This is a genomic window from Chryseobacterium taichungense (genome assembly GCF_900109935.1).
In the GTDB taxonomy this organism is placed as follows: domain Bacteria; phylum Bacteroidota; class Bacteroidia; order Flavobacteriales; family Weeksellaceae; genus Chryseobacterium; species Chryseobacterium taichungense.
The window spans coordinates 600,020-623,064 of record NZ_FOBV01000001.1; the positions used below are offsets into that span (position 1 = coordinate 600,020).

At 35.0% G+C, this 23,045-nt stretch carries 17 protein-coding genes, 8 tRNA genes and 1 other RNA gene; 2 read left to right on the plus strand and 24 right to left on the minus strand.

The window, feature by feature from the left end; translation table 11 throughout:
- Positions 1 to 39: 39 nt before the first annotated feature.
- The 10 genes from BMW64_RS02765 to BMW64_RS02810 all read right to left on the minus strand — a co-directional run bounded on the left by BMW64_RS02765 (position 40) and on the right by BMW64_RS02810 (position 11,778).
- Entirely contained in the window at positions 40 to 1,131 is a 1,092-nt protein-coding gene (locus tag BMW64_RS02765) for a hypothetical protein (protein ID WP_089998306.1), read from the minus strand.
- A gap of 121 nt (positions 1,132 to 1,252) precedes the next feature.
- Positions 1,253 to 1,795: a transcription termination/antitermination protein NusG gene (nusG, locus tag BMW64_RS02770; RefSeq protein ID WP_002976412.1), complete on the minus strand. Its 543-nt coding sequence runs from the start codon at positions 1,793 to 1,795 to the stop codon at positions 1,253 to 1,255.
- Between the two features lie 21 nt (positions 1,796 to 1,816).
- Positions 1,817 to 2,023, minus strand: a complete 207-nt coding sequence (gene secE, locus BMW64_RS02775) for a preprotein translocase subunit SecE (RefSeq protein ID WP_029295580.1) — start codon at positions 2,021 to 2,023, stop codon at positions 1,817 to 1,819.
- A 12-nt stretch (positions 2,024 to 2,035) separates the two neighbouring features.
- Positions 2,036 to 2,106: transfer RNA gene (locus BMW64_RS02780), tRNA-Trp, on the minus strand.
- Between the two features lie 57 nt (positions 2,107 to 2,163).
- A complete protein-coding gene (gene tuf / locus BMW64_RS02785; RefSeq protein WP_029295578.1) occupies positions 2,164 to 3,351 on the minus strand; it encodes an elongation factor Tu in 1,188 nt (395 codons plus the stop codon).
- 371 nt (positions 3,352 to 3,722) lie between these two features.
- Positions 3,723 to 6,821, minus strand: coding sequence for an efflux RND transporter permease subunit (locus BMW64_RS02790; protein WP_089998307.1), 3,099 nt, complete (start codon positions 6,819 to 6,821; stop codon positions 3,723 to 3,725).
- A gap of 297 nt (positions 6,822 to 7,118) precedes the next feature.
- On the minus strand, positions 7,119 to 8,204 hold the full coding sequence (locus tag BMW64_RS02795) for an efflux RND transporter periplasmic adaptor subunit (protein ID WP_089998308.1): 1,086 nt from the start codon (positions 8,202 to 8,204) through the stop codon (positions 7,119 to 7,121).
- Between the two features lie 2 nt (positions 8,205 to 8,206).
- On the minus strand, positions 8,207 to 9,448 hold the full coding sequence (locus BMW64_RS02800; RefSeq protein ID WP_089998309.1) for a TolC family protein: 1,242 nt from the start codon (positions 9,446 to 9,448) through the stop codon (positions 8,207 to 8,209).
- Between the two features lie 283 nt (positions 9,449 to 9,731).
- Positions 9,732 to 11,096, minus strand: a complete 1,365-nt coding sequence (locus BMW64_RS02805; RefSeq protein ID WP_089998310.1) for an ATP-binding protein — start codon at positions 11,094 to 11,096, stop codon at positions 9,732 to 9,734.
- Position 11,097: 1 nt separating this feature from the next.
- Complete coding sequence (locus BMW64_RS02810) at positions 11,098 to 11,778, minus strand: response regulator transcription factor (protein WP_089998311.1); 681 nt, start codon at positions 11,776 to 11,778, stop codon at positions 11,098 to 11,100.
- 210 nt (positions 11,779 to 11,988) lie between these two features.
- Between BMW64_RS02810 and BMW64_RS21015 the strand changes: the two genes are divergently transcribed.
- Positions 11,989 to 12,117: a hypothetical protein gene (locus BMW64_RS21015; protein WP_262484191.1), complete on the plus strand. Its 129-nt coding sequence runs from the start codon at positions 11,989 to 11,991 to the stop codon at positions 12,115 to 12,117.
- 470 nt (positions 12,118 to 12,587) lie between these two features.
- Here the strand turns inward: BMW64_RS21015 and BMW64_RS02815 are convergent.
- The 10 genes from BMW64_RS02815 to rpsU form a co-directional block, all read right to left on the minus strand.
- Positions 12,588 to 12,659 (minus strand) — tRNA-Thr (locus BMW64_RS02815).
- Between the two features lie 38 nt (positions 12,660 to 12,697).
- A tRNA-Gly gene (locus tag BMW64_RS02820) sits at positions 12,698 to 12,770 on the minus strand.
- An 86-nt stretch (positions 12,771 to 12,856) separates the two neighbouring features.
- Positions 12,857 to 12,937 (minus strand) — tRNA-Tyr (locus BMW64_RS02825).
- 16 nt (positions 12,938 to 12,953) lie between these two features.
- A tRNA-Thr gene (locus BMW64_RS02830) sits at positions 12,954 to 13,030 on the minus strand.
- 95 nt (positions 13,031 to 13,125) lie between these two features.
- A tRNA-Gly gene (locus BMW64_RS02835) sits at positions 13,126 to 13,198 on the minus strand.
- An 86-nt stretch (positions 13,199 to 13,284) separates the two neighbouring features.
- Positions 13,285 to 13,365 (minus strand) — tRNA-Tyr (locus tag BMW64_RS02840).
- Between the two features lie 16 nt (positions 13,366 to 13,381).
- Positions 13,382 to 13,458: transfer RNA gene (locus tag BMW64_RS02845), tRNA-Thr, on the minus strand.
- A gap of 108 nt (positions 13,459 to 13,566) precedes the next feature.
- Positions 13,567 to 13,857: an HPF/RaiA family ribosome-associated protein gene (locus tag BMW64_RS02850; protein WP_089998312.1), complete on the minus strand. Its 291-nt coding sequence runs from the start codon at positions 13,855 to 13,857 to the stop codon at positions 13,567 to 13,569.
- On the minus strand, positions 13,854 to 14,741 hold the full coding sequence (locus tag BMW64_RS02855) for a tyrosine-type recombinase/integrase (protein WP_089998313.1): 888 nt from the start codon (positions 14,739 to 14,741) through the stop codon (positions 13,854 to 13,856). Before BMW64_RS02855 ends, BMW64_RS02850 begins: the two co-directional genes overlap by 4 nt.
- Before the next feature lie 81 nt (positions 14,742 to 14,822).
- Positions 14,823 to 15,020 carry a 30S ribosomal protein S21 gene (gene rpsU / locus BMW64_RS02860; protein ID WP_007846872.1) on the minus strand — a complete coding sequence of 66 codons (198 nt, stop codon included), beginning with the start codon at positions 15,018 to 15,020 and terminating at the stop codon, positions 14,823 to 14,825.
- Positions 15,021 to 15,298: 278 nt separating this feature from the next.
- Between rpsU and ssrA the strand changes: the two genes are divergently transcribed.
- Positions 15,299 to 15,700: a transfer-messenger RNA gene (gene ssrA / locus BMW64_RS02865) on the plus strand.
- Positions 15,701 to 15,840: 140 nt separating this feature from the next.
- Here the strand turns inward: ssrA and BMW64_RS02870 are convergent.
- The 4 genes from BMW64_RS02870 to BMW64_RS02890 form a co-directional block, all read right to left on the minus strand.
- On the minus strand, positions 15,841 to 17,571 hold the full coding sequence (locus BMW64_RS02870) for a DUF262 domain-containing protein (RefSeq protein ID WP_089998314.1): 1,731 nt from the start codon (positions 17,569 to 17,571) through the stop codon (positions 15,841 to 15,843).
- A 4-nt stretch (positions 17,572 to 17,575) separates the two neighbouring features.
- Positions 17,576 to 17,857 carry a helix-turn-helix domain-containing protein gene (locus BMW64_RS02875; RefSeq protein WP_089998315.1) on the minus strand — a complete coding sequence of 94 codons (282 nt, stop codon included), beginning with the start codon at positions 17,855 to 17,857 and terminating at the stop codon, positions 17,576 to 17,578.
- Positions 17,858 to 18,140: 283 nt separating this feature from the next.
- Entirely contained in the window at positions 18,141 to 21,137 is a 2,997-nt protein-coding gene (locus BMW64_RS02885; RefSeq protein WP_089998317.1) for a restriction endonuclease, read from the minus strand.
- A gap of 14 nt (positions 21,138 to 21,151) precedes the next feature.
- On the minus strand, positions 21,152 to 23,044 hold the full coding sequence (locus tag BMW64_RS02890) for an ATP-binding protein (protein WP_089998318.1): 1,893 nt from the start codon (positions 23,042 to 23,044) through the stop codon (positions 21,152 to 21,154).
- Position 23,045: the final 1 nt, after the last annotated feature.

Sequence of the window (23,045 nt, forward strand, 5' to 3'; positions counted from 1 at the left end):
ATTTAATACTAATGATTAATAGCTTACACAAGAGAATCGTTATTGAAGGTGATTAAAAAATTTGGACAAATAATAATCCTGTACTTTCTGTAGGGAAAGCCCTCTCGCATCATACTGTATATGAATAAAAAAGAAGATAAAAAATATAATATTAAAAACAAAAAGATTCTTAATTGAAGGATTTTGATTAAATGTAACTCGCTCATTATTGTCATTGTCCGGTAATAGCATTACTACAATAATAAATAAAAGCATACTGTATATATGATCCCAACGATACCAGTCTATTCCTAAAACATACAATGGTGTTACCCAAATAAAACTTACAATAACAAACTTTAGCAAGTCGAAGAATTTGCTCCTGTAAAATAAATAGACATAATATAAAGACATCAAAATACCGGCAAGCAGCTCTAAAATGAATAGAGAGTAAGAAATTAATTCTTTCTTTATCAGCTCTATGCCCTCTGAAAATTTAAACTGGAAAATATTGTTTCTTCCAAAAATCACACCTCTCTCCTTAATAAATTCTAAACTTTTACCACAGTTAACATCCTTTCCGAAGAAAAATAAAATCATCATTATTACACTTGACAAAGCAAAAAACAACATCCAGAAAGAATACTTTTTCTCTCCTGTTTTAAGAGTATGTATGGCAATAAAAAATGGCAGAAAGAAATAAAACATTTCATGGATTAGTAATCCTGCACAAAATAAAACTAAAAAAATCTTTTCCTTTAGAACAGTCATTTTACCTAATGAAAAATAGGCTGCGAGCGTGAAAAGAATAATTTCCCTTTTCCCTGAATAAGATAAATTGATTGGAAAATACATAAAGCATAATGGAGAACATAACAATACCAAAATATTCCAATCTATTTTCTTTGCTAGCAGTAGCTTGCAATAAAGATAGAAAACAAGCGCATAGAAAATAACCTGAACAATAAAAACTTGAATTGGTAATGATATACCAAAGAGATCCTGCACCACAAAAAATACAGTTCCAGTGATTCCCCTTCTTTTAAAGCCACCATCTTCGTAATTCACTAACCAATCAGACATCGTCCATTCATGAACAGGTAGTGTTGCTTTTCCATATAATTTTACAATGACGTATATGAAGAGTACCACTAAAAAAAAGCAGTACAATAAAAAGCTATTATTTTTTTTCGCAGACAATATCACATTTCCTTACTTTAAATGAAAAAAGGTCACTTTTTCAAGCAACCTTTATCTATTTAGAATAAAATTTTTATACTTTTTCTACCTGCATGTAGCTCAATTCCATTGGAGTTTTTCTACCGAAGATCAAAACAGATACTTCAATTTTCTTTTTATCTTCAAGAATTTTTTCTACTGTACCGTTGAATCCGTTGAATGGTCCGTCAATTACTTTAACGTTTTCACCCACTACATAAGGGATTTCAACATCGCTTGCAAATTCTGATAACTCATCCATTCTTCCAAGCATTCTGTTAACCTCAGATTTTCTCATTGGAACAGGATCACCTCCTTTTGTTAAACTTAAGAAAGAAATAACTCCGGGAATGTTCTTAATAACGTGAGGAATCTCTCCCATCAAATCGGCTTCGATCATCAGGTATCCAGGATAGTAAGGTCTTTCTTTAGGAACTTTTTTTCCGTTTCTAATCTGAATAACCTTTTCCATAGGAATAACTACTTGAGTAACGTACTGTTCAAATCCTAAGCGTTTGATTTCCGTCTCAATGTAGTTTTTCACTTTATTTTCCTGACCGCTGATTGCTTTCAGCACATACCATTTCAATTCGCTCATTTTGGGAAAATACTTTTATTATTAATTGAACAAGTTGATAAGCATTCCAATGATGTTGCTGATTGCTTTAGAAAACAATTCATCAACTCCAAAAGTAAATAATGCCAAGATCACTGTAGCAATCGTCACTACAATTGTAGAAGATTGCAGGTCAGACCATTTTGGCCATTCAACTTTATGTCTGAATTCGTTATAAGAACCTTTTAAAAAATCGATAAATGAACTCATAATTGTTATTTGCACGGGCACAAGGATTCGAACCCTGATCAACGGTTTTGGAGACCGGTATCCTACCATTGGACGATGCCCGTAGTTAAAAAAAGCTCCGTAAAGAAGTTCCTTACGGAAGCTTTTATATTTTAAGATGATTAATCTAAGATTTCAGTAACCTGACCAGCACCTACTGTTCTACCACCTTCTCTGATCGCGAATCTAAGACCGTCGTTAAGAGCGATTGGTTGTAACAATTCTACAGTGATTGTTAAGTTATCACCAGGCATTACCATTTCTACACCTTCTGGTAAGAAGATCTCACCTGTAACGTCAGTAGTTCTTACATAGAACTGAGGACGGTATTTGTTGTGGAATGGAGTGTGACGTCCACCTTCTTCTTTAGAAAGGATATAAACCTCAGCTTTGAATTTTTTGTGTGGTTTAACAGAATCTTTCTTAGCTATTACCATACCTCTCTTGATGTCAGTTTTTTCAATACCTCTCAACAATAGACCTACGTTATCACCAGCTTCACCTCTGTCTAGGATTTTTCTGAACATCTCAACCCCTGTAATTGTAGAAGTTAATTTTTCATCACCCATACCAACGATATCAACTGGATCACCAGTGTTGATAACACCAGACTCGATTCTACCAGTTGCTACAGTACCTCTACCTGTAATAGAGAATACGTCTTCGATTGGCATCAAGAATGGCTTATCCTGATCTCTTACTGGTTGCTCGATCCAAGTATCAACTGCATCCATTAATTCTTCTACAGTCTTAACCCACTTCTCATCTCCGTTAAGAGCACCAAGAGCAGATCCCTGGATTACTGGAGAGTTATCTCCGTCATATTCGTAAGTAGATAATAAATCTCTAAGTTCTAATTCAACAAGCTCTAAAAGCTCAGCATCATCCACCATATCCACTTTGTTCATGAAAACAACGATTCTTGGTACGTTTACCTGACGGCAAAGTAGGATGTGCTCTCTAGTTTGAGGCATTGGTCCATCAGTTGCAGCACATACTAAGATCGCTCCATCCATCTGAGCAGCACCAGTAACCATGTTTTTTACATAGTCAGCGTGACCAGGACAGTCAACGTGAGCATAGTGTCTGTTTTCAGTTTCGTATTCGATGTGAGCAGTATTAATAGTGATACCTCTTTCTTTTTCTTCTGGAGCAGAGTCAATAGCAGAGAAGTCTTTTTTCTCAGCAAGACCTTTGTTTGCCAATACACTACTGATTGCAGCAGTAAGAGTAGTTTTACCATGGTCAACGTGACCAATAGTACCAATGTTCAAGTGTGGTTTGTTACGATTAAACGTTTCCTTTGCCATGATTTAAAATTATTTATTTATTGTTTTTCAAATTTTCGGTGTGCAAATATAATGAATTTTTAAATACCAAAACCTTTTTCTTGAAAAAAGTTTTAATATTCAAATCCAATGAAGTACAAACCTTATATTTCAATGTATTGAGATTGCAAATTTACATAAATTTCTGAATTGAAAAAAATCCTTCTTAAGCTTTTCATCAAATTATAAACTATCTCTTTAATCCTGAATAATATACAGCAAAATGTAAATAAGAGCAAGTTTAATAAATTATTTAAAACAAGCTTTAAAGCGATGATAGAATACCTAATAAACAGTTCAGCGCGGAAAACAGAGTTTTCCGCGCTGAACTGTTATATGAATGAAAAAATATTTTATATCTGCTGAGATTTTTTCGTTCTGTTGAATATCCAGAAAATGATCGGAAATATTAATAATGTCAGGATCGTGGCGGTAATTAATCCGCCGATAATTACAATTGCCAGTGGTTTTTGTGATTCCGAGCCGATTCCTGTAGATAAAGCAGCCGGCATTAATCCAATGGAAGCCATTAGTGCCGTCATAATTACAGGCCGTGTTCTTGATTTCACACCATTCAATATCGCATTATCCAGGCTTAGTCCATTCCTGACATTCTGATGAAATTCCGTAATCAGGATCACACCGTTCTGAATACAGATTCCCAAAAGGGCAATCATTCCTACTCCGGCAGATATTCCAAAATTAATTCCTGTTACATGGAGCGCAATGATCCCACCGATCAATGCGAAAGGCACATTCGCCAGTACTAACAGAGAATCTTTCATATTTCCGAAAAGAACAAATAAAAGGAAGAATATTCCCAGAATACTGATTGGCACTACCTGTGTCAGCCTTTTGGAAGCCCGTTGTTGATTTTCAAACTGCCCGGTCCACCCTACTGTATAGCCATCCGGAAGTTCTATTTTAGAAACCGCTTTTTGAGCATCGGCAATCGTACTTCCCAAATCACGGTCACGAATGGAGAATTTTATACCAATATACCTTTTAATATCATCTCTGTAAATAAATGCCGCCCCGTTATCTTTTTCAATCGTACTGATCTCTTTTAAAGGAATCTTTGTACCATCCTGAGTAGGAACCATCAATGCAGCAATATCATTTTCATCTTTTCTGTACTCCTGTGAATAGCGGAGACGGATCGGGAATTTTCTTTCCCCGTCAAACATCTCCGAAGCGGTTTTACCCCCGAAAGCCATTTCAAGAACAGACTGCGCATCATCGGGCATTACACCGTAGGCCGCCATTTTATCCCTGTCGAGTACCACGCTTACTTCTGGCTGTCCGATATTTTTTATGATTCCGGCATCTTTAACGCCTTTAATATCTTTAATTTGCTTTAGCACTTTTTCTGCCAGATTATCCAGGGTCTGAAGATTATCTCCATAAATTTTTATCCCATTTTCTGCCTTGAAACCCGCTACTGCTTCAGCTACGTTATCAGATATCGGTTGGGAATAATTAAATGTAATTCCCTGATAATTTCTCAGTTTTTTATCAATTTCTTCAATGAGTTCTTCGTAGGTAATTTTGCGTTTCCAATCTTCCTTGGGCTTCAGATTGACGGCAAACTGCACAAATCCAAAGCCGTTCGGGTCGGTTCCGTCGTTACTTCTTCCCGTCTGAGCCAAAACATCCGTCACTTCGGGAAAACTCATGATATCTTTTTTAAGAAGATCTGCTGTTTTTAAAGATTCTTTCAATGATGAACTCATCGGCATTTCTGCTGTGATCCATAATGAGCCTTCATTTAACTGAGGTAAAAATTCCGTTCCTAAGAATTTTCCTGAGAAGAGGGTTACCGCCAAAAAGGAAATCGCTACAATTAAACTCATTTTTTTATGTTTAAAAGTATAATTAAAACCCTTCAATACGGTTCTGTCCCAGAAATTGACAAACGGATTATTCTTTTCTTTTACATTTTTGTTTAGCAAAATATGCGAAAGTACCGGTACCAGAGTCAAAGTAAAGATCAAAGCTCCCGTTAGGGCAAAACCCAATGTAAATGCCAGCGGTGAAAACATTTTTCCTTCTACTTTCTGGAATGAGAAAATTGGAATTAAAGAAGTGATGATAATTAATTTTGAAAAGAAAATTGCTTTTCCGAGACCTGTTCCGGTTTGTTTGATCCAGCCGGCTTTGGCCATTTTATTGAATTTTTCATCTCCGTATTTATGGGCTTTATGATCGAGCATCACAAAGAGTCCTTCCACCATGACGACTGCTCCGTCGATGATAATCCCGAAATCTACCGCTCCCAGTGATAATAAATTGGCACTCATTCCTGCCATCTTCAGACATAAGAACGCAAATAATAAAGATAATGGAATGATGATTGAGACAATTAAAGTCGTACGCCAGTCGGCCATAAATATCAAAACGATTACCGTTACGAGAACAATTCCTTCGATAAGGTTATGCATTACGGTGTGTGTGGTGAAGTCCATTAAGTTGTCACGGTCGTAGAACGTCACCATCTTAACATCTTTCGGTAAGATTTTTTCGTTAAGCTCTTTAATTTTAGCTTTTACACCGACTAAAACTTCACGGAGATTTTCGCCCTTTCTCATGACAACAATTCCCTCTACGGTATCTTCCTGGTTATTCAGTCCGGCCTGCCCCACCCTTGGCATTGAGCTTTCATGAACATCTGCTACATTTTTAACCAAAACCGGATTTCCACTGTCATTCTGTATTGTGATATTTCCGATGTCGGCAACTGATTTTACCAAACCAATTCCACGGACAACATACGCCTGACCATTCTTTTCGATAACGTCTCCACCGACATTCAGATTGCTTTTGGTAACGGCATCATAGACCTGCAGCGGTGTTAAATTATATTTATCCAAAGCTCTCGGATCAATGCTTAATTCAAACACTTTATCCTGACCTCCGAATACATTGATATCAGCAACTCCCGGAACGCCTCGCAAAGCACGGTCAATCACCCAATTTTGTAATGTCAATAATTCACGGGAATCTTTTGTTTTACTCTGTAAAGTATATCTGAAAATCTCTCCGGTCGGACCGTAAGGTGGCTGCACCTCGGGATCCACTTCATCGGGAAGGCTTACGGTTCTTAATTGGTTATTCACTTGATTTCTGGCGAAAGTATCGTCTACCCCATCATCAAAAAGAATTTTAACAATAGAAAGTCCGAACATGGTAGTACTTCTTACGCTGGTTTTCTTTTGCACCGGGCTCATTGCCAATTCAATAGGTGTAGTTACAAAACGTTCAACCTCTTCTGCACTCCGCCCATTCCATTGGGTAATGATGACAATCTGGGTATTGGTAACATCCGGAAAAGCTTCAATCGGCATATTCTTGAAACTGATGAACCCCGCAACTGCCAGTACGGCAACCCAGATAAAAGTAAATGCTTTATTTTTTAATGAAAAAGCAATTATATTTTTAATGAATTTATTCATGATGGATTTTTTTTGACCTAAAAAAAGTCGTTGAATTTGTTTTTAACGCAAGCCGCAAAGATTTTCATGACTATCTTCGGCATATTTTCTTTCGCAAAGGCGTTTGACTTCGTCGAGTCTTCGATTTCACTCAGTAAAGGCACTTAAAATTATTTTAATCATTAAGAAATATAAGCTGTTAAGAATTATCAAGTAATTTATTAAGAAGTAACTCTTAAACAAGATCTTAGATGCTATTCTTAATTAACCTCAACTTCTTAACTCTACGATTTTATAATCCTCAATGGTTCAAAAAAATCAATTGTTCAGGGAGCGATAAATCAGCAACTGATTATTGGTAACCACCTGCTCTCCTTCTGACAGACCTTCGGAAATATAGGTAATATCGCCAACCTGTTTCAGTACTTTTATTTCACGAATCTTTACATCTGTTCTCGATTTATAAACAATCACAAAACTTCTGTTGTCATCAAAAATCACACCTTTGGATGGCACCGTAAGAGCTGTGGTATTTTCTGAGCTGGTAACTTTGATCGTTGCTTTACTTTCAGGAATCAATAATCCGCTTTGATTGTCGAGTACTACCCTGGCCTGCATAGCATTGGTTTCGGGATCGATGATCTTGAAGATTTTATCAATTTTTCCATCAAAAACTTTATCAGGATAAGATAAGGTAGAAACCTGGGCTTTCATTCCGAGACTGATTTTATCGATATCAGATTCATTGACATTCATAATTGCCCAGACGTTAGTCGTATTGGCTACATCAAAAATATTATCGCTTCTATCGCTTCTCAGCTGCATATCTTTATTGATATTTTTCTGAACAATGTATCCGCTGATCGGCGCTACAACACTGTAGATATTTCCTTTCTTCACACTATAAACTGTGCTTACCGCATTCGCCCTCTGCATCTGGTCCTGGGCTTTCTGCAGCTCGCTTTTTGCTTCCAGCACATCTCTTTCGGTATTCAGTTTTCCTTCATACATTTCTTTTGCTACACGAAGATTATTTTGTGCCACGACCAGATCTGTTTTGGCATCGCTCACATCTTTCTGTACTTCTGCCAGCTCTGTACTTCTGATTGTCGCCAGTACCTGCCCTTTTCTTACGTAATCTCCCAATTCAACATTTACACTTAAAACATTTCCTCCTACCAGCGGATATACATCGATATAACTGTTTTTGTCTGCAGAAATCTTTCCGTAAAAATTATAATCATCTTCTATATACTTTTTTTCAACCTTTGCAAGAGAGATGGAATGCAGCATGGTATTACTCAGCTCAAAACCTTTTTTTGCCTGTGGCTGCTCTGCCTCTTGCTTCTTTGAGCAAGACAGAACCGACAATGCAATGACTATGGGAATAATATATGTTTTCATGTTTAATAGAAGATTTTTGTTTGTACGAGTTGATTTAATTGTTCTGCAGATTGTATGATCCCATTTTTCATATCATAGATCTGAAGCGCTGTTTCTCTGTAGCTGTCCATGAAATCTACGAATTCAATAAGACTCACATTTCCTTTTCTGAAATTGCTCAGCATCCCATTATATACCAGATCCATATTATTGAGATCGTCGGATTTAATTTGGGAAAGCTGATCATATTGAGTTTTCCATGTTTTGTATGCCGACTGCACTTTAGTTTCAAGATTGAGCTTCTGGAAATCTGCATTTTTCTGATTTTGCTGAATGGCAAAATTTGCTTTTTCAACATTTCCTTTATTTGACTTCCATAGCGGTAGCGGAATTCCAACCATTAAGTTAACTTCATTTTTAAAAGTTCCTCCATTCTGGTCCCATCCGGCACCAAGATTAAGATCGGGAACATTTAAAGATTTTTGCCACTGTGCATAGAGCTTACTATTATCAATTAATTTCAGATTGTACTGATAATCGGCATTGTTTTCGAGAGCCTTTTTCTGCAGCTCTGTTTCATCCCCGAAAGGTTGGGCTGCCAGTATACTTTTCGCCTCCGAGTCCGAAAGCTTAGGTTCAATATCTTCAGTAACTCCTGTTAAAACCTTAAGATTCTGTTCAAATTCAAGGATATTTTTATTGATTCCTATTTTATCATTATTTAGCTGGATAACAACACTCTGAAGCCTTACCTCATCTTTCAGGGATACATTTCCTTTGGCAGACTGCACCTTATAAGCCGCCAGAAGATCACTCATATATCCTAACTGTCTGTTGGTATTTTCAAGCTTGAGCTGTTCGTAATAAAGATTGTAATAGGTTGTACGAAGCTGGGCACGAAGATCTACGAGTAACTGAGAGAACTGAAGCTGGGCAAGTTCTTTATTGGACTTTGCGAAGGCAATTTCATTTTTCTTTTTCCCACCCATATAGATAAGCTGGGTAACCTGTGCACCTTTTGCATGACCTGCATCGAAAATTTTATGGTCTTCGGGATTATAGGCATTGATTTGTCCGCTAAGCTGGGGCAGCTCCCAGATTTTCGCCTGTAAAATATCGGCATCAGCCATATTGATATTATACTGTTCGGCGAGCAGTTGTAAATTGTTCTTCTGGAAAGCCTCTTCGCAGTCCGAAAGCGACATTTGTTGTTGCGCCGCCATCATTGAGGAAACGACAATCAGCAGTCCTGCGATTTTGTTCATAATTAATATTTATGTTACAAAATTGTCATTCTGCTATTAAAATGGTCTTAAAGAATACTTAAAAAAAAATTAAATTTGATTATTGGTCGTCTACATATAATCACGAAATGAAAAATTTAGATATTGAATTCAAGAAATTTCTCTTGAAGTATGGGCTCTTGTTGTCTCGTTATGAGAAAGTATCATCTTAAATGGGTTTTGTTCGTCTTAATCTGAGAAAGTTCAAACACAAAGTGATTGATTACATCTCAATCTGAAAAACTTCTGCTTTACCCAGAATCTGTCATTTATTAAAAATCACACTGAATTTATTCAATAAATCACCCGGGGAAGTGTACGTAATATCTGCACCGTGATATTCCAAGATTCTTTTCACAATGCGAAGTCCAAGTCCGGAGCCCGAAGTATTCTGGGAATTATTGCCCCGCATAAAAGCTTCAAATAGTTTCGGCTGCTCTTCCTTTGGAATTGTATTTCCGTGAGAGATGACATCGACAATAAGTTCGTTTTCCGTCTCTGTAATCAGGACATCAACTTCTGTATCATCGGAGTAAACGGCGGCATTTTTAAACAGATTAATAAAAACAATATCGAGTAAAGACTGTACGCCGTTGATAGTCAGCAGAGCATTTTCTGAAGTTTTCTCAGAAATCAGGAAATCCATTTTAAGCTTAGGATAGCTTTTTTCCACAGCTTCAAAAGATTCAAAAATAACCTCATCGATTCGCACTTCCTCGTAGATGCTCTGAATATTTTCTTTATCGAATTTGGTTAAAAGTAAAAGGGAATTGGTAAGATCCGATAGCTGATATACATCTCTCTGGATTTGTTGTAAAGAGATTAAGGTTTCGGGAGAATGTTGCCCGAGCTTGATCAGGTTTTCGAGCTGAAATGCCATTCTGGTAATCGGGGTACGTATTTCGTGGGAAGCACTCGCCGTAAAATCTTTTTGTGACTGAAATACATCATCCAGTCGCTTGATCATGGTATTGAAGGATCTCGCCAGAACACTGATTTCATCGTTGGATTGCCCTACCGGCACTTCCGTCGTAAGCTTATGGGCTGTAACTTCCGAGATTTCCTGATTAAGATCTTCCAGCGGCTTCAAGAACTGCCCCATAAAATAGTAGCTGAAAAAGCCGATCAGCAAGGTACTCATCACATACGCTGTAATCAAAAGATATTTCAGATAAGCCAGTTTCGAATTTCCATTGGTATCGTAAGCGCTGGTAAGAATATAGTAGTTTTCACCATTAATCTTTTTAAGGGCTGCATAGATTTCGGGAACCGTTTTCTCAGAATAAATCACTTTCTTTTCGTCCAGTTCCTTCAGTAATGCATTATCCCAGGTGACATTTCTGTCCTTGATCGTGCTGTAAATTAATTCTTTATTGGCATTGAAAATTAGAATCGTCTCATTTAATAGAATATTATCGGAATTCTCATTAAAAAATACCGGCGCCTCTTCTTCAAAATCTTTTGATTTAGCAATAAAATGTGAGGTAAATTCCAAGCGTTGACGGAATCTTTCTTTAAATTCATCTTTTCTGAAATCATTAAAGGACATGTAAATCACCGCCATCACAATACCAAAAAGCAATGAAAAAGCAATACTGAGATTGAGGGCAATTTTTCTCTTTAAAGACATATTACAGCGGGCTTAAGTAATATCCGAAACCGGAGCGGGTATGAATAAGTTTAACTTTAAAATCCTTATCTATTTTCTTTCTTAAAAAGTTGATATAAACTTCCACCGTATTGGTATTGGTATTAAAATTATGCTCCCAGACGTGTTCGGTGATCTGTTGCTTGGAAACCGTTCTTCCCTGTGCTTCTGCCAGATAAACCAACAGCTGAAATTCCTTTAAAGTAAGAGCTATTTCATTTCCCGCGCGAAAAACTTTTTGTTCACTTTTATTGATAATAAGATCATCGATCCTGATAATATCCTGATCACTGTTTTCGGAAGGAGACTTTCTTCTCAAAAGAGAGTTCATTCTCAACAGCAATTCTTCAAACTGAAAAGGTTTTACCAGATAATCATCAGCAAGCCTTGTAAAAGCATCTTTTTTATCAGACAGGTCTCCATATGCTGAAATGATCATGATCGGAGTATTTTTATCGAAAGAACGGATGGTCTGGCAGACATCAAGACCGTTGATCTTCGGAACATTGATATCAAGAAGATATAAATCGTACGAACTGTTTTTTATCTGGCGTAGAAAGGTTTCACCGTCATAGATTTTATCACAGGTAAAGTTGTTTGATTCTAGGAACTTACAAAGCTCTGCCGAAAGAATGAGATCGTCTTCCAATAAAAGGATATTCATCGAAAATTATTTTATACGAATGTAACGAAAATTTTCAGGATGATAAAGCGGGATCAGATCGGGATCCAAGTTTTAATTTAATTTTAAGAATAAAAATTACAAACGATATTTTGATTAACGCTATGATCGCTAAGTTCTGGGTAATCATACTGCTTATTTTTCGTTCGCAAAGGCGTTTCACTCAGCAAATTACAGCATTATTATATGAGCATGAATCAAGATTATAGGCTGGAAAAAGGAAGCGGGAGGCTGGAAGTTTTTGCCAACAGTACAGCAATCATTGACAAGTTCAGATCAACATTTTATTCAATCTCAAAGAATCATCAATTTTATCAGTAAAACTTAAATTTAAAACCTAAAATATTCACTGCTGTCATTTGCTGAACATAAATTGAAAGTTTACGAATATTGTTCAGTTCCTGCGCTCGGAAACTATACTGTCCTCCAAATAAACTTACCTTTGCGTCGATAGCATTAAAAAAGAATTCTTCCCAACAACGAAACAACCTTCTCTTACAAATAATTTAGCTCAAGGATCGATACTATTTAAAGATCATTGACTGATTTAAAATTAAATTGTAACCATTCAAATATCCACAGCTATCATTTGCTGAGTGAAACGCCTTTGCGCCCGGAAAATATGCGGTATCCTAAATAAAATTGCCTTTGCGCCGGTAGCGTTAAAGAAGATTTTTCTGTACGGATTGATTGGAGTTTTAATTGCCCCAGGTTTTGGATTGATCCGAATTTTCCCAAAACAATAAACGCTGGAAATAAAAAAATCCCGAAAGAATCGGGATTAGAATCTGAGCCAACTACGGGACTTGAACCCGTGACCTCTTCCTTACCAAGGAAGCACTCTACCGCTGAGCTAAGTCGGCCTAAACCAAAAAATCACACTAAAAGCGTGATTTTTTTGAGCGGAAGACGGGGGTCGAACCCGCGACATTCAGCTTGGAAGGCTGACGCTCTACCAACTGAGCTACTTCCGCAATTTTGTTTCCAAAACTATTGGTAACGCTGTGCAAACTTAAGGAAATTCCTTTATTCATGCAACTTTTTTTTCTAATATAAAATGTGGGGAGAGCAGGATTCGAACCTACGAAGCCGAAGCAACTGAGTTACAGTCAGTCCCATTTAGCCACTCTGGAATCTCCCCAGATATTTTATATTAATGGAGCCTCCAGAGGGATTCGAACCCACGACCCCGAGATTACAAATCACGTGCTCTGGCCAACTGAGCTATGGAGGCATTTTAACAAATGGACTGAAGGCTGTGAGAAACTCTACTCTACATCATTTCAGTAGTTAAAAAAAAATCACCCTACGATAAGTGTGATATTTCTGAGCGGAAGACGGGGGTCGAACCCGCGACATTCAGCTTGGAAGGCTGACGCTCTACCAACTGAGCTACTTCCGCAATTTTGTTTCCAAAACTATTGGTAACGCTGTGCAAACTTAAGGAAATTCCTTTATTCATGCAACTTTTTTTTCTAATATAAAATGTGGGGAGAGCAGGATTCGAACCTACGAAGCCGAAGCAACTGAGTTACAGTCAGTCCCATTTAGCCACTCTGGAATCTCCCCAGATATTTTATATTAATGGAGCCTCCAGAGGGATTCGAACCCACGACCCCGAGATTACAAATCACGTGCTCTGGCCAACTGAGCTATGGAGGCATTAATAAAAAAGAATTCAAAAGATCACTGTTCCTTTTTGCGAGTGCAAATATAGAACGGATTTTTTGAATTCTCAAATTTTTTAATATCTTTTTTTAACTTTTTTTATTATGCCAATTCTTTTTTCTTGATTAGTAGCTTTTTAGCCGTATCAACGCATAAGTCTAAGCTTTCTTCAAAAGTTGTAGTTGTCTTTTTTACCACGATATCGTCTCCTGGAACCGCTAAAATAATCTCGGCCGTTTTGTTTGCCTTGTCCGAGTTATTTTCCACTTTTAAAAATACTTTACAGTCCTGGATTTTATCATAAAAAGTATCCAGTTTGCTTACTTTTTTCTCGATGTGTGATTCTAGTGGTTCGTGTGGAGTTAAACCAATTGATTGTACTGTGATCTTCATAATTCGTCATTTTTTGAAGCTCTTGGGTGAGCCTGATTAAAAACTTTTTTCAATTGTTCGATATTGGCATTCGTGTAGACCTGAGTACTTGCAAGGCTGGAATGTCCCAATATTTTTTTTACTTTAGATATCTCTGCCCCATTATCCAAAACGTGTGTTGCAAAGCTGTGACGAAGGATGTGAGGACTTCTTTTTTCCTTTGTTGTTATAAGACTAAGGTACTTATTAACCACCACATAAACAAATTTTTCGGTGAGTTTTTTACCTTTCTTATTGACAAAGAAGTATGATTTATATTCTGTTTGTGGAGTCCGTATTTTTACGTAACTTCTTAACAGCGCAGACAAATCTTCGGATATAGGAATCATTCTTTCTTTATTTCCTTTTCCGGTTATTTTTATTTCCTGTCCGGTAAGGTTTACATTTTCAAAAGTCATACCACAAAGCTCGGCTTTACGTATTCCCGTTTGATAAAGAACTTCCAGAATGCATTTTTCAAGAATATCATGGACTTTGGTAAACACCTGATCATTGAGGTTTTGCATTTCCTGTTCGGACATTGGAATCTGTTTTTCAGCGTAGAATTTTAATGAAGAAATATTTTCGGCGGGAGAGACTTCAATTTCGCCAATTTTTAAAAGAAAGAGGTAAAAGCTACGCAATGACGAAAGTTTCCGGTTAATACTTCTCTTAGAAATATTATTTTCACTCAGTTCAACAATGAAATTCCGGATGATCTTCTTGTCGGCTTTGGTAAGATCTTCAGAAGATTCTGTCTTAAGATAAAAAAGGCGGAAATCTTCAAGGTCTTTCTTGTAGCTTGTGATTGTATGAGGCGAATACCTCTTTTCGAGTTCTAAATATTCTAAGAATTTATCCAACATCATTAAAAGTATAAAAACAAAAATTCACTCTTCAAATATAACTATTTAAAGAGTGAATTCGTATGCGAGTTAAGAAAATTCTTAAGCCTGCTCTTCTTTGCTAAGTGCTCTTTGTTTGTGAGCAGCTTTCAATCTAGCTTGTCTTAACGTTACAGAAGGCTTGATAAACTGTTGTCTAGCTCTTAATTGACGAACTGTTCCTGTTTTATCAAATTTTCTTTTATATTTTTTTAATGCTCTGTCGATGGATTCACCATCTTTAACTGGAATTATTAACATATTTTACATCTCATTTTGGATTGCAAAAGTATGATTTTTTTATTTACCTGCAAAATAATCATGATAAAATAGTTAAAAATTCTAATTATTAATCTAACATCTAAATTAATGATTACCACCCTAGCCCTGATTGAAACGACATCCTTTTGGGTTGCGGGCGAAGCGAAGCGGAGCCTGTAACCCAAAAGATACAGTACTTCGGCAGGCTCAGCATAAATTCCAAGCGGGATAAAGCTTCTAATAAAAATAAAAGTGTTATCTTTGCATACTACATTCATGGGGTTGACTGGTTTCGACAGCAAGATCAATGGGTAAGTAAGCATGCAGAGAACCGTAGCGCGATCTCTATAATCCCTTGCTACAGAATTTTAACTGGCAACGAAGAGTTCGCTCTTGCAGCTTAATATCGAAGTATAGTAGATCAAGCGTTTTCCCGAAGATGTTAGTAGGGAAGCAAGATATTCCACAAATGCTCTGTTCTGCGGCGTTTGATCCTTGGATATAGGAATGCAGAAATAAGGCTTTAGACGCTTCGGCTAAAGCTCGAAAATTTTAGAAGATAAGCTGAATGTTGGGTGTCTGCTCTCTGCGTTCAGTCGAAAATCAATAGCAGAATAAGCATGTAGAAAGCTTATGTATTGCTTGTTTGGACGAGGGTTCGAATCCCTCCAACTCCACTGGAATGAAAGGTTATGAAACCTTTTGACTACTAAAAACCCTTTATATCAAAGATATAGAGGGTTTATTATTGATATATTTTGTTTTATTAGATCTCTTCAAATATCAGTTTGGTGGTAACAATGGTGGTAACAAATCTTTTTTATTGTAGAAACCATATTTTCTTACCATGTTCAAACAGATCATCACATCTTTCTTGAATTCGTTCTTCATTCCACACATCATATTCTAAATATGGTGCTAAGGTTTCGATACCACCCGAATAATGTAATAATCCTTTATTTTTTGAATTTCCTTTCCTCTTAACAGACCATTGGGCTTCGCGAATAGAAGCATTTAAACTCTGAGTGATGATTGCTAAATTTCCAATTGTTTTAAGTTTAAAATTTCTGAAATCACGATCATCCTTATTTTTTAATTTATCCCATTTATTATCCCATTTTTTTGGCATTAAATGCTCTAAACTATATTTATTCATTCCTAATAACTTTGTTGAATGTTTAGATTTATTCCTAATTTTAGATTCAATCATGTAGATAATACCGGCAGCCTGATAATTTATTAAAATCGATTCATTAAAACCTTTGGACAAATCTTCATCAGATGGAATATAATTAATCTTATTGTCGTTTTCACTAAGTATACTCTTTAAGTTATCCTTGCTTAATATTTCATTATTTATCAATCGATCTGTAAACAATTGATTGTAATTTTTTGTGGTAGCCTTGACAATCATTCTTCTCATAATATAACTTTCCAAAAACTGAAATAATTCATTTTTTTGAATTTCGTTATCTACATTCTTAAGAACATAGAGAACATAAGGAATAAGTGTTGACTGTTCTAGCCCAAATATAATAGCATTGATTCTTTCAATACCATACGTATCGGACAACTCTGAATTTATGATTTCCGGTTCAAAATTATCCTTAAAAATTAAAGCATATTCTTTAATCTCTTTAACAACTTCATCTTTGTTTAGATGGTATTCTTTTATAAATCTTTTATAGGATTCAAATAAATTTTCAACCTTTGAAAACTCTATTTTATCGTGAGTATTAACTTTGTATTTTTTTTCTTGAATCTTAATTTGTAGAAAAGAGTAAAAAAATAAATCAATTACTGTTCTTCTAATCCTACCAGCTGTTATTTCTCTATCCCAATAAGTGTAGGTATCATCATCTTGTTCGAACACATCTCTCCAAAATAGATTGTATTTATCAATTTCAGTACGATCAAAAAAGTAATTTTTAAGTAATTCAGCAGTAGTTAGCTTTACTCCTAAAGAGTTTATTGTATCAAATATTTGCTGTTCATCTTCACCGAGATTAAGGTCAATCCCAACAAATAATATATTATCAATAATGTCAAAGAAATTTAGTTTTTCCAAAACATTATCCGTTTGAATATTTTCCACAAAATATTTATACGCTTTTAAGATCTGATCATTATCGGAAACACCTGTAAATTCCTTTAATTCTTTTAAATCAACAACTGAGTTAAAAGAACTGACATCATTATGATTGTGAAGTAATATTATTTGCTTGTCTCTTTGTTTTTTAAAGGTTTCCGTAAAATCACTATCAGAGTCTGTTAGCAAGCACAGAACTTTCATGAAAATGTTAAGTGTTGTAAGTCTTTGCTGTCCATCAATTACTGTCAATCTGGAATCTCGGTCTGATGTAGTTTCTTGCTGTTTTAAAATTACGGAACCTAAGAAATAAATTTTCTTTGTTTCGGAGACCATCACCATATCTTCTAAAAACCGTTTCCATTGTTGTTCTTGCCAAACATACGATCGTTGGAAGAAAGGTATTTCCAAATTACGACCTCTATTAAAAATCTCACGTACTGAGCGTTTTCCTGCTTCCATGGTATTATTTTATATTTAAATTTAAACTCATTTTTAATCCCTTACCTATATATTGATTCACTTCCGAGATTTTCGATAAAAATCCAAAATCTTCAACTTGGGTGATTTTCTGTTTATTTAGACCGGATATTTTAGAAAATTCTGATTTTGAAATATTTTTCTTCTGTCTTAATTGTTTTAATTTTAAACCAAATTTGAAAGTTTCATATTCATGATCAAACATTGACTGATCAAGATTTAATTCCGTTAAAAATTGATCCTTTAAAACATTCCATTTTTCTCTCATACTATCATCTGGAACACTTAAAAGATTTCCATCAGCGAGATAAGCATACAGTAAATTATAATTTTTGTAATATGAAGTACGTATAACTTTTTCAAATGCATATGTTGATAGTTAGGATATACCCCAAAGTTTGTATTATAATCGAAATCATCAAAAATTGTAAGTTCTGCTTCAATCATAAATAACATTCTCTTTTGTTTATTATGATCCAAATTTTTGAGATAATCTATAAATTCATTTATTGAGAATTCTAAATTTAAATTCATATCAATTAACTGCTTTATTATACTTGATTATAAACATCATCCATCGTATGTGCAACAATCATCCTGCTACCAATTGCCTTAAAATGTTCCTTACCGCATTTAATTTTTCCGTTCTCGATTGGCTTTAATCCTTGGTCAAAAATTGTCCCTTTAGATTCTGTTACAAAATACAGTTTCTCTCCATCGCCATTGTTGTATAAAATTGCCCAATCGGGATTGTAATTGCCTAATGGTGTCGCAATCTTGAACCAACCCGGTAACTTGGTGTATAAACTTACATTTTCGCTACCTTCAAATTCTCTAGCGAGATTTAATTCAACATCGGAGTCGCATAAAGTATAATCAAATACTGATTTAGAGGCTTCAACCATATATTTACTCAAATAACCAATTGCATCGGTTTCTTCTAATTCTTTTTGCTCGTAATAATCGTGATCACCAATTTTTTGGTATTTAATACCGTCAACAATAAATAATCTTTTTTGAATATTAATAACATCGATACACTTTTCGATAAAAGCTTGTGGATTGGTCTTAAAATACTTTAAAACCCTTGCTTCCAATCCTTTTAAGATAAGCACAATTGTTTTTCTTGTAAGATCAGTTTCATTTTGAAGATAAGTTATAATGTCCGGTAAATTTCTTACTTTAACCTCCAAATTTTCAACATAAGTTTTCAATTCACCATCCGTCTCAATTCCACCTTTTCCAACAGCAAGTCTACCTTTTACAAACTCTATTTTTGCCTGCTGGTTTAAAACGTTGTTATTTATCGTCTTAATACAGTTCTCAATTAACTTTTCAGAATCAAATTCCACCTGATAAACTGTTTTGTACTTAATCGTATCCCAAAGTTTTTTGAAGTCTTCCGATAAAAAAACTTCTTTGTTTATTTTAATTTCTCTTTTATTGTTATTATCTTTTATTTCTAGAGAGCCTGCAACCTGTTTTAAGATGTTATAAATTTGTTTTGAGACGGTTTCGCTAAATTCCTGACCCAAGTCAATGGTTCCCTCTTTTAAGTGGATTTTTAGGGAGTCCTGAATCTTACCTTTTTTGTCAATATACCCTAATTCAATAAATGTTTGATAAATTTGAGAAGATGCTTCCTGTCCCAAATAAACTAGTTCATCATTCTCATCAACGGAAGCCACTACTGTATTAAATGATTCTATAGCAAGATGACCAAATGTTATTCCCGTATCTTCAGTTAGTTCTTTTTGATATCCTTCCACAAAATCTTTAAAACTTTCGTTTACCACCGTTGTTAAGATGTTAACATTTTCATCGTAAACACGATTTCCGGTTTGGTCAACAGAAATTCTCAGTCCACGACCTATTTCCTGCCTTCTTTTGATTTCTGAGGCACCCATTTCTTTTAATAAACAAATCTGAAAAACGTTTGGATTATCCCAACCTTCTCGTAATGCAGTGTGTGAGAAAATAAAACGTACAGGTGAGTCAAAACTGAGTAGTTTTTCTTTTTCTGTCATAATCAAATGATAAGTGTCTTCATCTGCTTTTACAGAACCGGAAGTATCTTTAAAGGCCTCAAATTTATCTTTTGAGTTAGATTTTTTTGATCTCTTATCGGTAGAGAAATAGCCTTTGTGGACATCAGAAACATTGACTTCTAAATCTTGTACTTCTTTAAAAAGAGACAATTTATACTTAGGTGACTGAATGATTCTATTATACTCTTCTTCAAAAATTTGAGCATATTCCCCATTTAAGATATTACCCTCTTCATCATATCCTCTGTATCTTGCGACCTTATCAATGAAAAATAAACTCAGAACTTTTATTCCTTTCGGATTAAGTTTTACTTCTTTGTCGAGATGTTCCTGTATAGTTTTAGCAATCAACTTTCTCTTGATATCAGTATCATTTACACCACCTAATGTTTGACCGGATTGTAAAAACTGTCCATTAGAAAATTCAATAAACTCAGGATCTGTACTGATTTCACTCACATTAAATCCGTAATATTGATCTAACTTGGTAATTTGATACAAGTCATCACCTAACTTCACTTCTTTAGGTGATCTTGTTACTTTTCCGTTTTTTCCTTTGATATCAAGATTCAGTTTAACTTTAAACCCATTTTTATTGGATATGCTTAAGACCTGTATGAAAGCCCCGTCGCTCACTTCATCTTTTGTAGTAACTGATGCTACTTCGATTTTTTTGACTTTTCCATCATTATAAGCATCAATAGCATCAAATTTATAGAGGAGATTTACTTTGTCTTTATGAGTAGCTGAAAATCTGTAAATAGCTATTGGATTCAGATTCTTAATAGATTGAATCTGTAACTTTGAACTCATCGTGCTTTGAGGTTCATCTACAATAACTATTGGATTGGTATCTTGAAGTAGACTGATTGGTTTTGCTCCTAACTTGTCATTATATTCCAACATAATACGTTTAGAACCTTTTGCGGTATCTACATCTTGAGAAAACGCCTGAACGTTGATCACCATTATTCTGATCTGGTCTGATGTTGCGAAGTCTCTTACTTGACTTAGATTGGAACTGTCATAAATAAAATATTTATACGGTGTATTTTCAAATACTTTCTTAAAATGATCATCTGTCAATTCCAATGATTTATTAATCCCCTCACGAATAGAAACTGATGGTACGACAATAATGAACTTCTTAAAACCGTATTTACGGTTCATTTCCATTATTGAACGAGTAAAAACGTAGGTTTTTCCTGTACCGGTTTCCATCTCAATGGAGAACTGAAGATCATTTCTGTCAATTTTATTGGGATCAGAAATTCGCAAACCATTTTTCATTTGGATGGCTTGAACGTTTTCAACGATTTGTTTTGGTAAAAGATTTATCTTATTAGCGTAACCCAAATCGGCTTCGTAATCAATGGTTTGATCTTTTGGAGCTAAAACAGTAAAATTAGATTGTAATTTCTCTTGACCTTTAAATACATCAACAACAGCTTCTATGGCATCTTGCTGATAACTAAGGTTACCTTCAAATTGTATTTTCATTTTGTTGTTGAATATTATTTATTTAAAGTTAAATATGCTTGATCAGGATGTGTGATCATATCCGGAAATTTATAGCCAAGTTCTTTTTGTTCAAGTAGTGGTTTTACAAAATCCCGAAATATGTATTTTTCACTTTTGTTAAGAAGAACCGTTAATTCATGCATTTTGAATTCTTTTATTGAACATAGTTCTAAAATGATATTCTTAATTACCGCTTTATCATTTATTCTAGCAGGAAGAGTATCTATTTTATTCTTAATTAGAGATAGTTTATCTATATCATCTTTAGCTAGTGTACTAAGATTAATAGCTAGTGCACTAAGATTACTAGGTAGTGCACTAAGATCTTTAGCTGGTGCACTAAGACCTTCAACTGGTGTAATAGCCTGATCAACATTAATATCTGAATAAGTAGATTTAAGAACAGAAGTTGGAATATAATAAGTATATCTATTTCTACCTTTTGTATCCAATAAATCTAGTTCTCTAAGCTTTCGAAGATCACTGTTAGTAGTCTTAGAGTCGGAACCATTGATTTGTCTTGCAGAAGAGTTATCAACAGCACCTAATTCTCTTATAAAAATTAATATCCGTTTCTGATTGTCTGTCAAATTATAAGAATCAAAATTCTTTAACCATTCTAAATCTTTTTCATTCAACAAATGATGTAATAATAACCTTACTGTAAATCTATTATTTTCGCGATCACTTTCAAAAGTTGGGGGCATCATGGAGACACCTTCCATCAAACGTCTCATCGTTCTTATTCCCGAACCTTTGGTCTCAGCCAAGTTGGTCTCATGAAAAATAGCTGAGATATAAGGATTTCTGTTTACAGAACCCGGTTCACCCAATTGTTCTTCAGTTTTTAATGAAAATCCCGGATTGATAATTTCAATTCTGTTGGGATAACGAATAATTTGAATAGGACTATTTTCCTTGTAAGATCTATGAATCAAGGCATTAACAACTGCTTCACGTAAAACTCTTAACGGGAGTCCTATATTTTTGGCTTGAATATTTTCATCCGTCAATTCAAAACCTTTTGGTAAATCATCACCAATGGTATGGATAATTCTTTGAACCAATTCTAATAATGAACCTCGCATATCCAAAGTAGAAGTAAACCTATTATTGGCATCTTCAACCCATTCGTTAGTTGAAACTCTTATATAATCAACTCTTACCATTGGTAAAAGCCTTCTTAATGCAGGACGGCTACCAAAAGTCAATAATCCAGTGTAAGTAATAAAAAAGTCTTTACCTTTCTTTTTAATGGCATGTATTGATCGTAGCAATTCTATATCATCATATTGTAATTCTTCTGCACTAGAGTTAACTTCTGATCTGAATTTCCGGTAAAGTAGAATACTATCTTCCAAAATATCATCTAATTCAGCATCTTTTACAACTGTACTGTCGAATGATTCTGTAGTACTAAAATAAATACCCATATCATCTTCCGTACCTTTTACATCAGCAGAGCCTACTCTTCTGTATGCACCTTGGGGCAACCCTTTGCTTTTTATGTAGAGGGGCTTACTTTCTGGGGACAATTCTTCTACAAAAACAATCACAACGTTCTTACCGTCTACCTGTTCAACTTTAATAGTTGGGCGAATGGGTTTATTAAAAAAATCAGAACATTGTGAAGCAAGATTGGTTTGAATCTCATCTAATTTGTCGAAAGGAATTCCGGTAACTACGTATTCAGGAAATAGACTTTTTTGATTATCTTCTTTTTCTACACCCAATAAAATATATCCACCTCCTAAACTAGGTTCATTACTAAAAGAACAAACAGTTTCCATGATAGATTTACCGATATCTGAGGCTCTTTTAGCTTCAATATTAGTACATTCGTCGGTAGAGTTGAGTTGAGAGATTAATTCTTTTAAACTTTCCATT

Coding starts and splice junctions, on each gene's coding strand:
- nusG (WP_002976412.1), bottom strand. CDS start 1,795: ATGAGCGAATTGAAATGGTATGTGCTGAAAGCAATCAGCGGTCAGGAA.
- secE (WP_029295580.1), bottom strand. CDS start 2,023: ATGAGTTCATTTATCGATTTTTTAAAAGGTTCTTATAACGAATTCAGA.
- tuf (WP_029295578.1), bottom strand. CDS start 3,351: ATGGCAAAGGAAACGTTTAATCGTAACAAACCACACTTGAACATTGGT.
- BMW64_RS02790 (WP_089998307.1), bottom strand. CDS start 6,821: ATGAATAAATTCATTAAAAATATAATTGCTTTTTCATTAAAAAATAAA.
- BMW64_RS02795 (WP_089998308.1), bottom strand. CDS start 8,204: ATGAAAACATATATTATTCCCATAGTCATTGCATTGTCGGTTCTGTCT.
- BMW64_RS02800 (WP_089998309.1), bottom strand. CDS start 9,448: ATGAACAAAATCGCAGGACTGCTGATTGTCGTTTCCTCAATGATGGCG.
- BMW64_RS02805 (WP_089998310.1), bottom strand. CDS start 11,096: ATGTCTTTAAAGAGAAAAATTGCCCTCAATCTCAGTATTGCTTTTTCA.
- BMW64_RS02810 (WP_089998311.1), bottom strand. CDS start 11,778: ATGAATATCCTTTTATTGGAAGACGATCTCATTCTTTCGGCAGAGCTT.
- BMW64_RS21015 (WP_262484191.1), top strand. CDS start 11,989: ATGAATCAAGATTATAGGCTGGAAAAAGGAAGCGGGAGGCTGGAAGTT.
- BMW64_RS02850 (WP_089998312.1), bottom strand. CDS start 13,857: ATGAAGATCACAGTACAATCAATTGGTTTAACTCCACACGAACCACTA.
- BMW64_RS02855 (WP_089998313.1), bottom strand. CDS start 14,741: ATGTTGGATAAATTCTTAGAATATTTAGAACTCGAAAAGAGGTATTCG.
- rpsU (WP_007846872.1), bottom strand. CDS start 15,020: ATGTTAATAATTCCAGTTAAAGATGGTGAATCCATCGACAGAGCATTA.
- BMW64_RS02870 (WP_089998314.1), bottom strand. CDS start 17,571: ATGGAAGCAGGAAAACGCTCAGTACGTGAGATTTTTAATAGAGGTCGT.
- BMW64_RS02875 (WP_089998315.1), bottom strand. CDS start 17,857: ATGAGAGAAAAATGGAATGTTTTAAAGGATCAATTTTTAACGGAATTA.
- BMW64_RS02885 (WP_089998317.1), bottom strand. CDS start 21,137: ATGAAAATACAATTTGAAGGTAACCTTAGTTATCAGCAAGATGCCATA.
- BMW64_RS02890 (WP_089998318.1), bottom strand. CDS start 23,044: ATGGAAAGTTTAAAAGAATTAATCTCTCAACTCAACTCTACCGACGAA.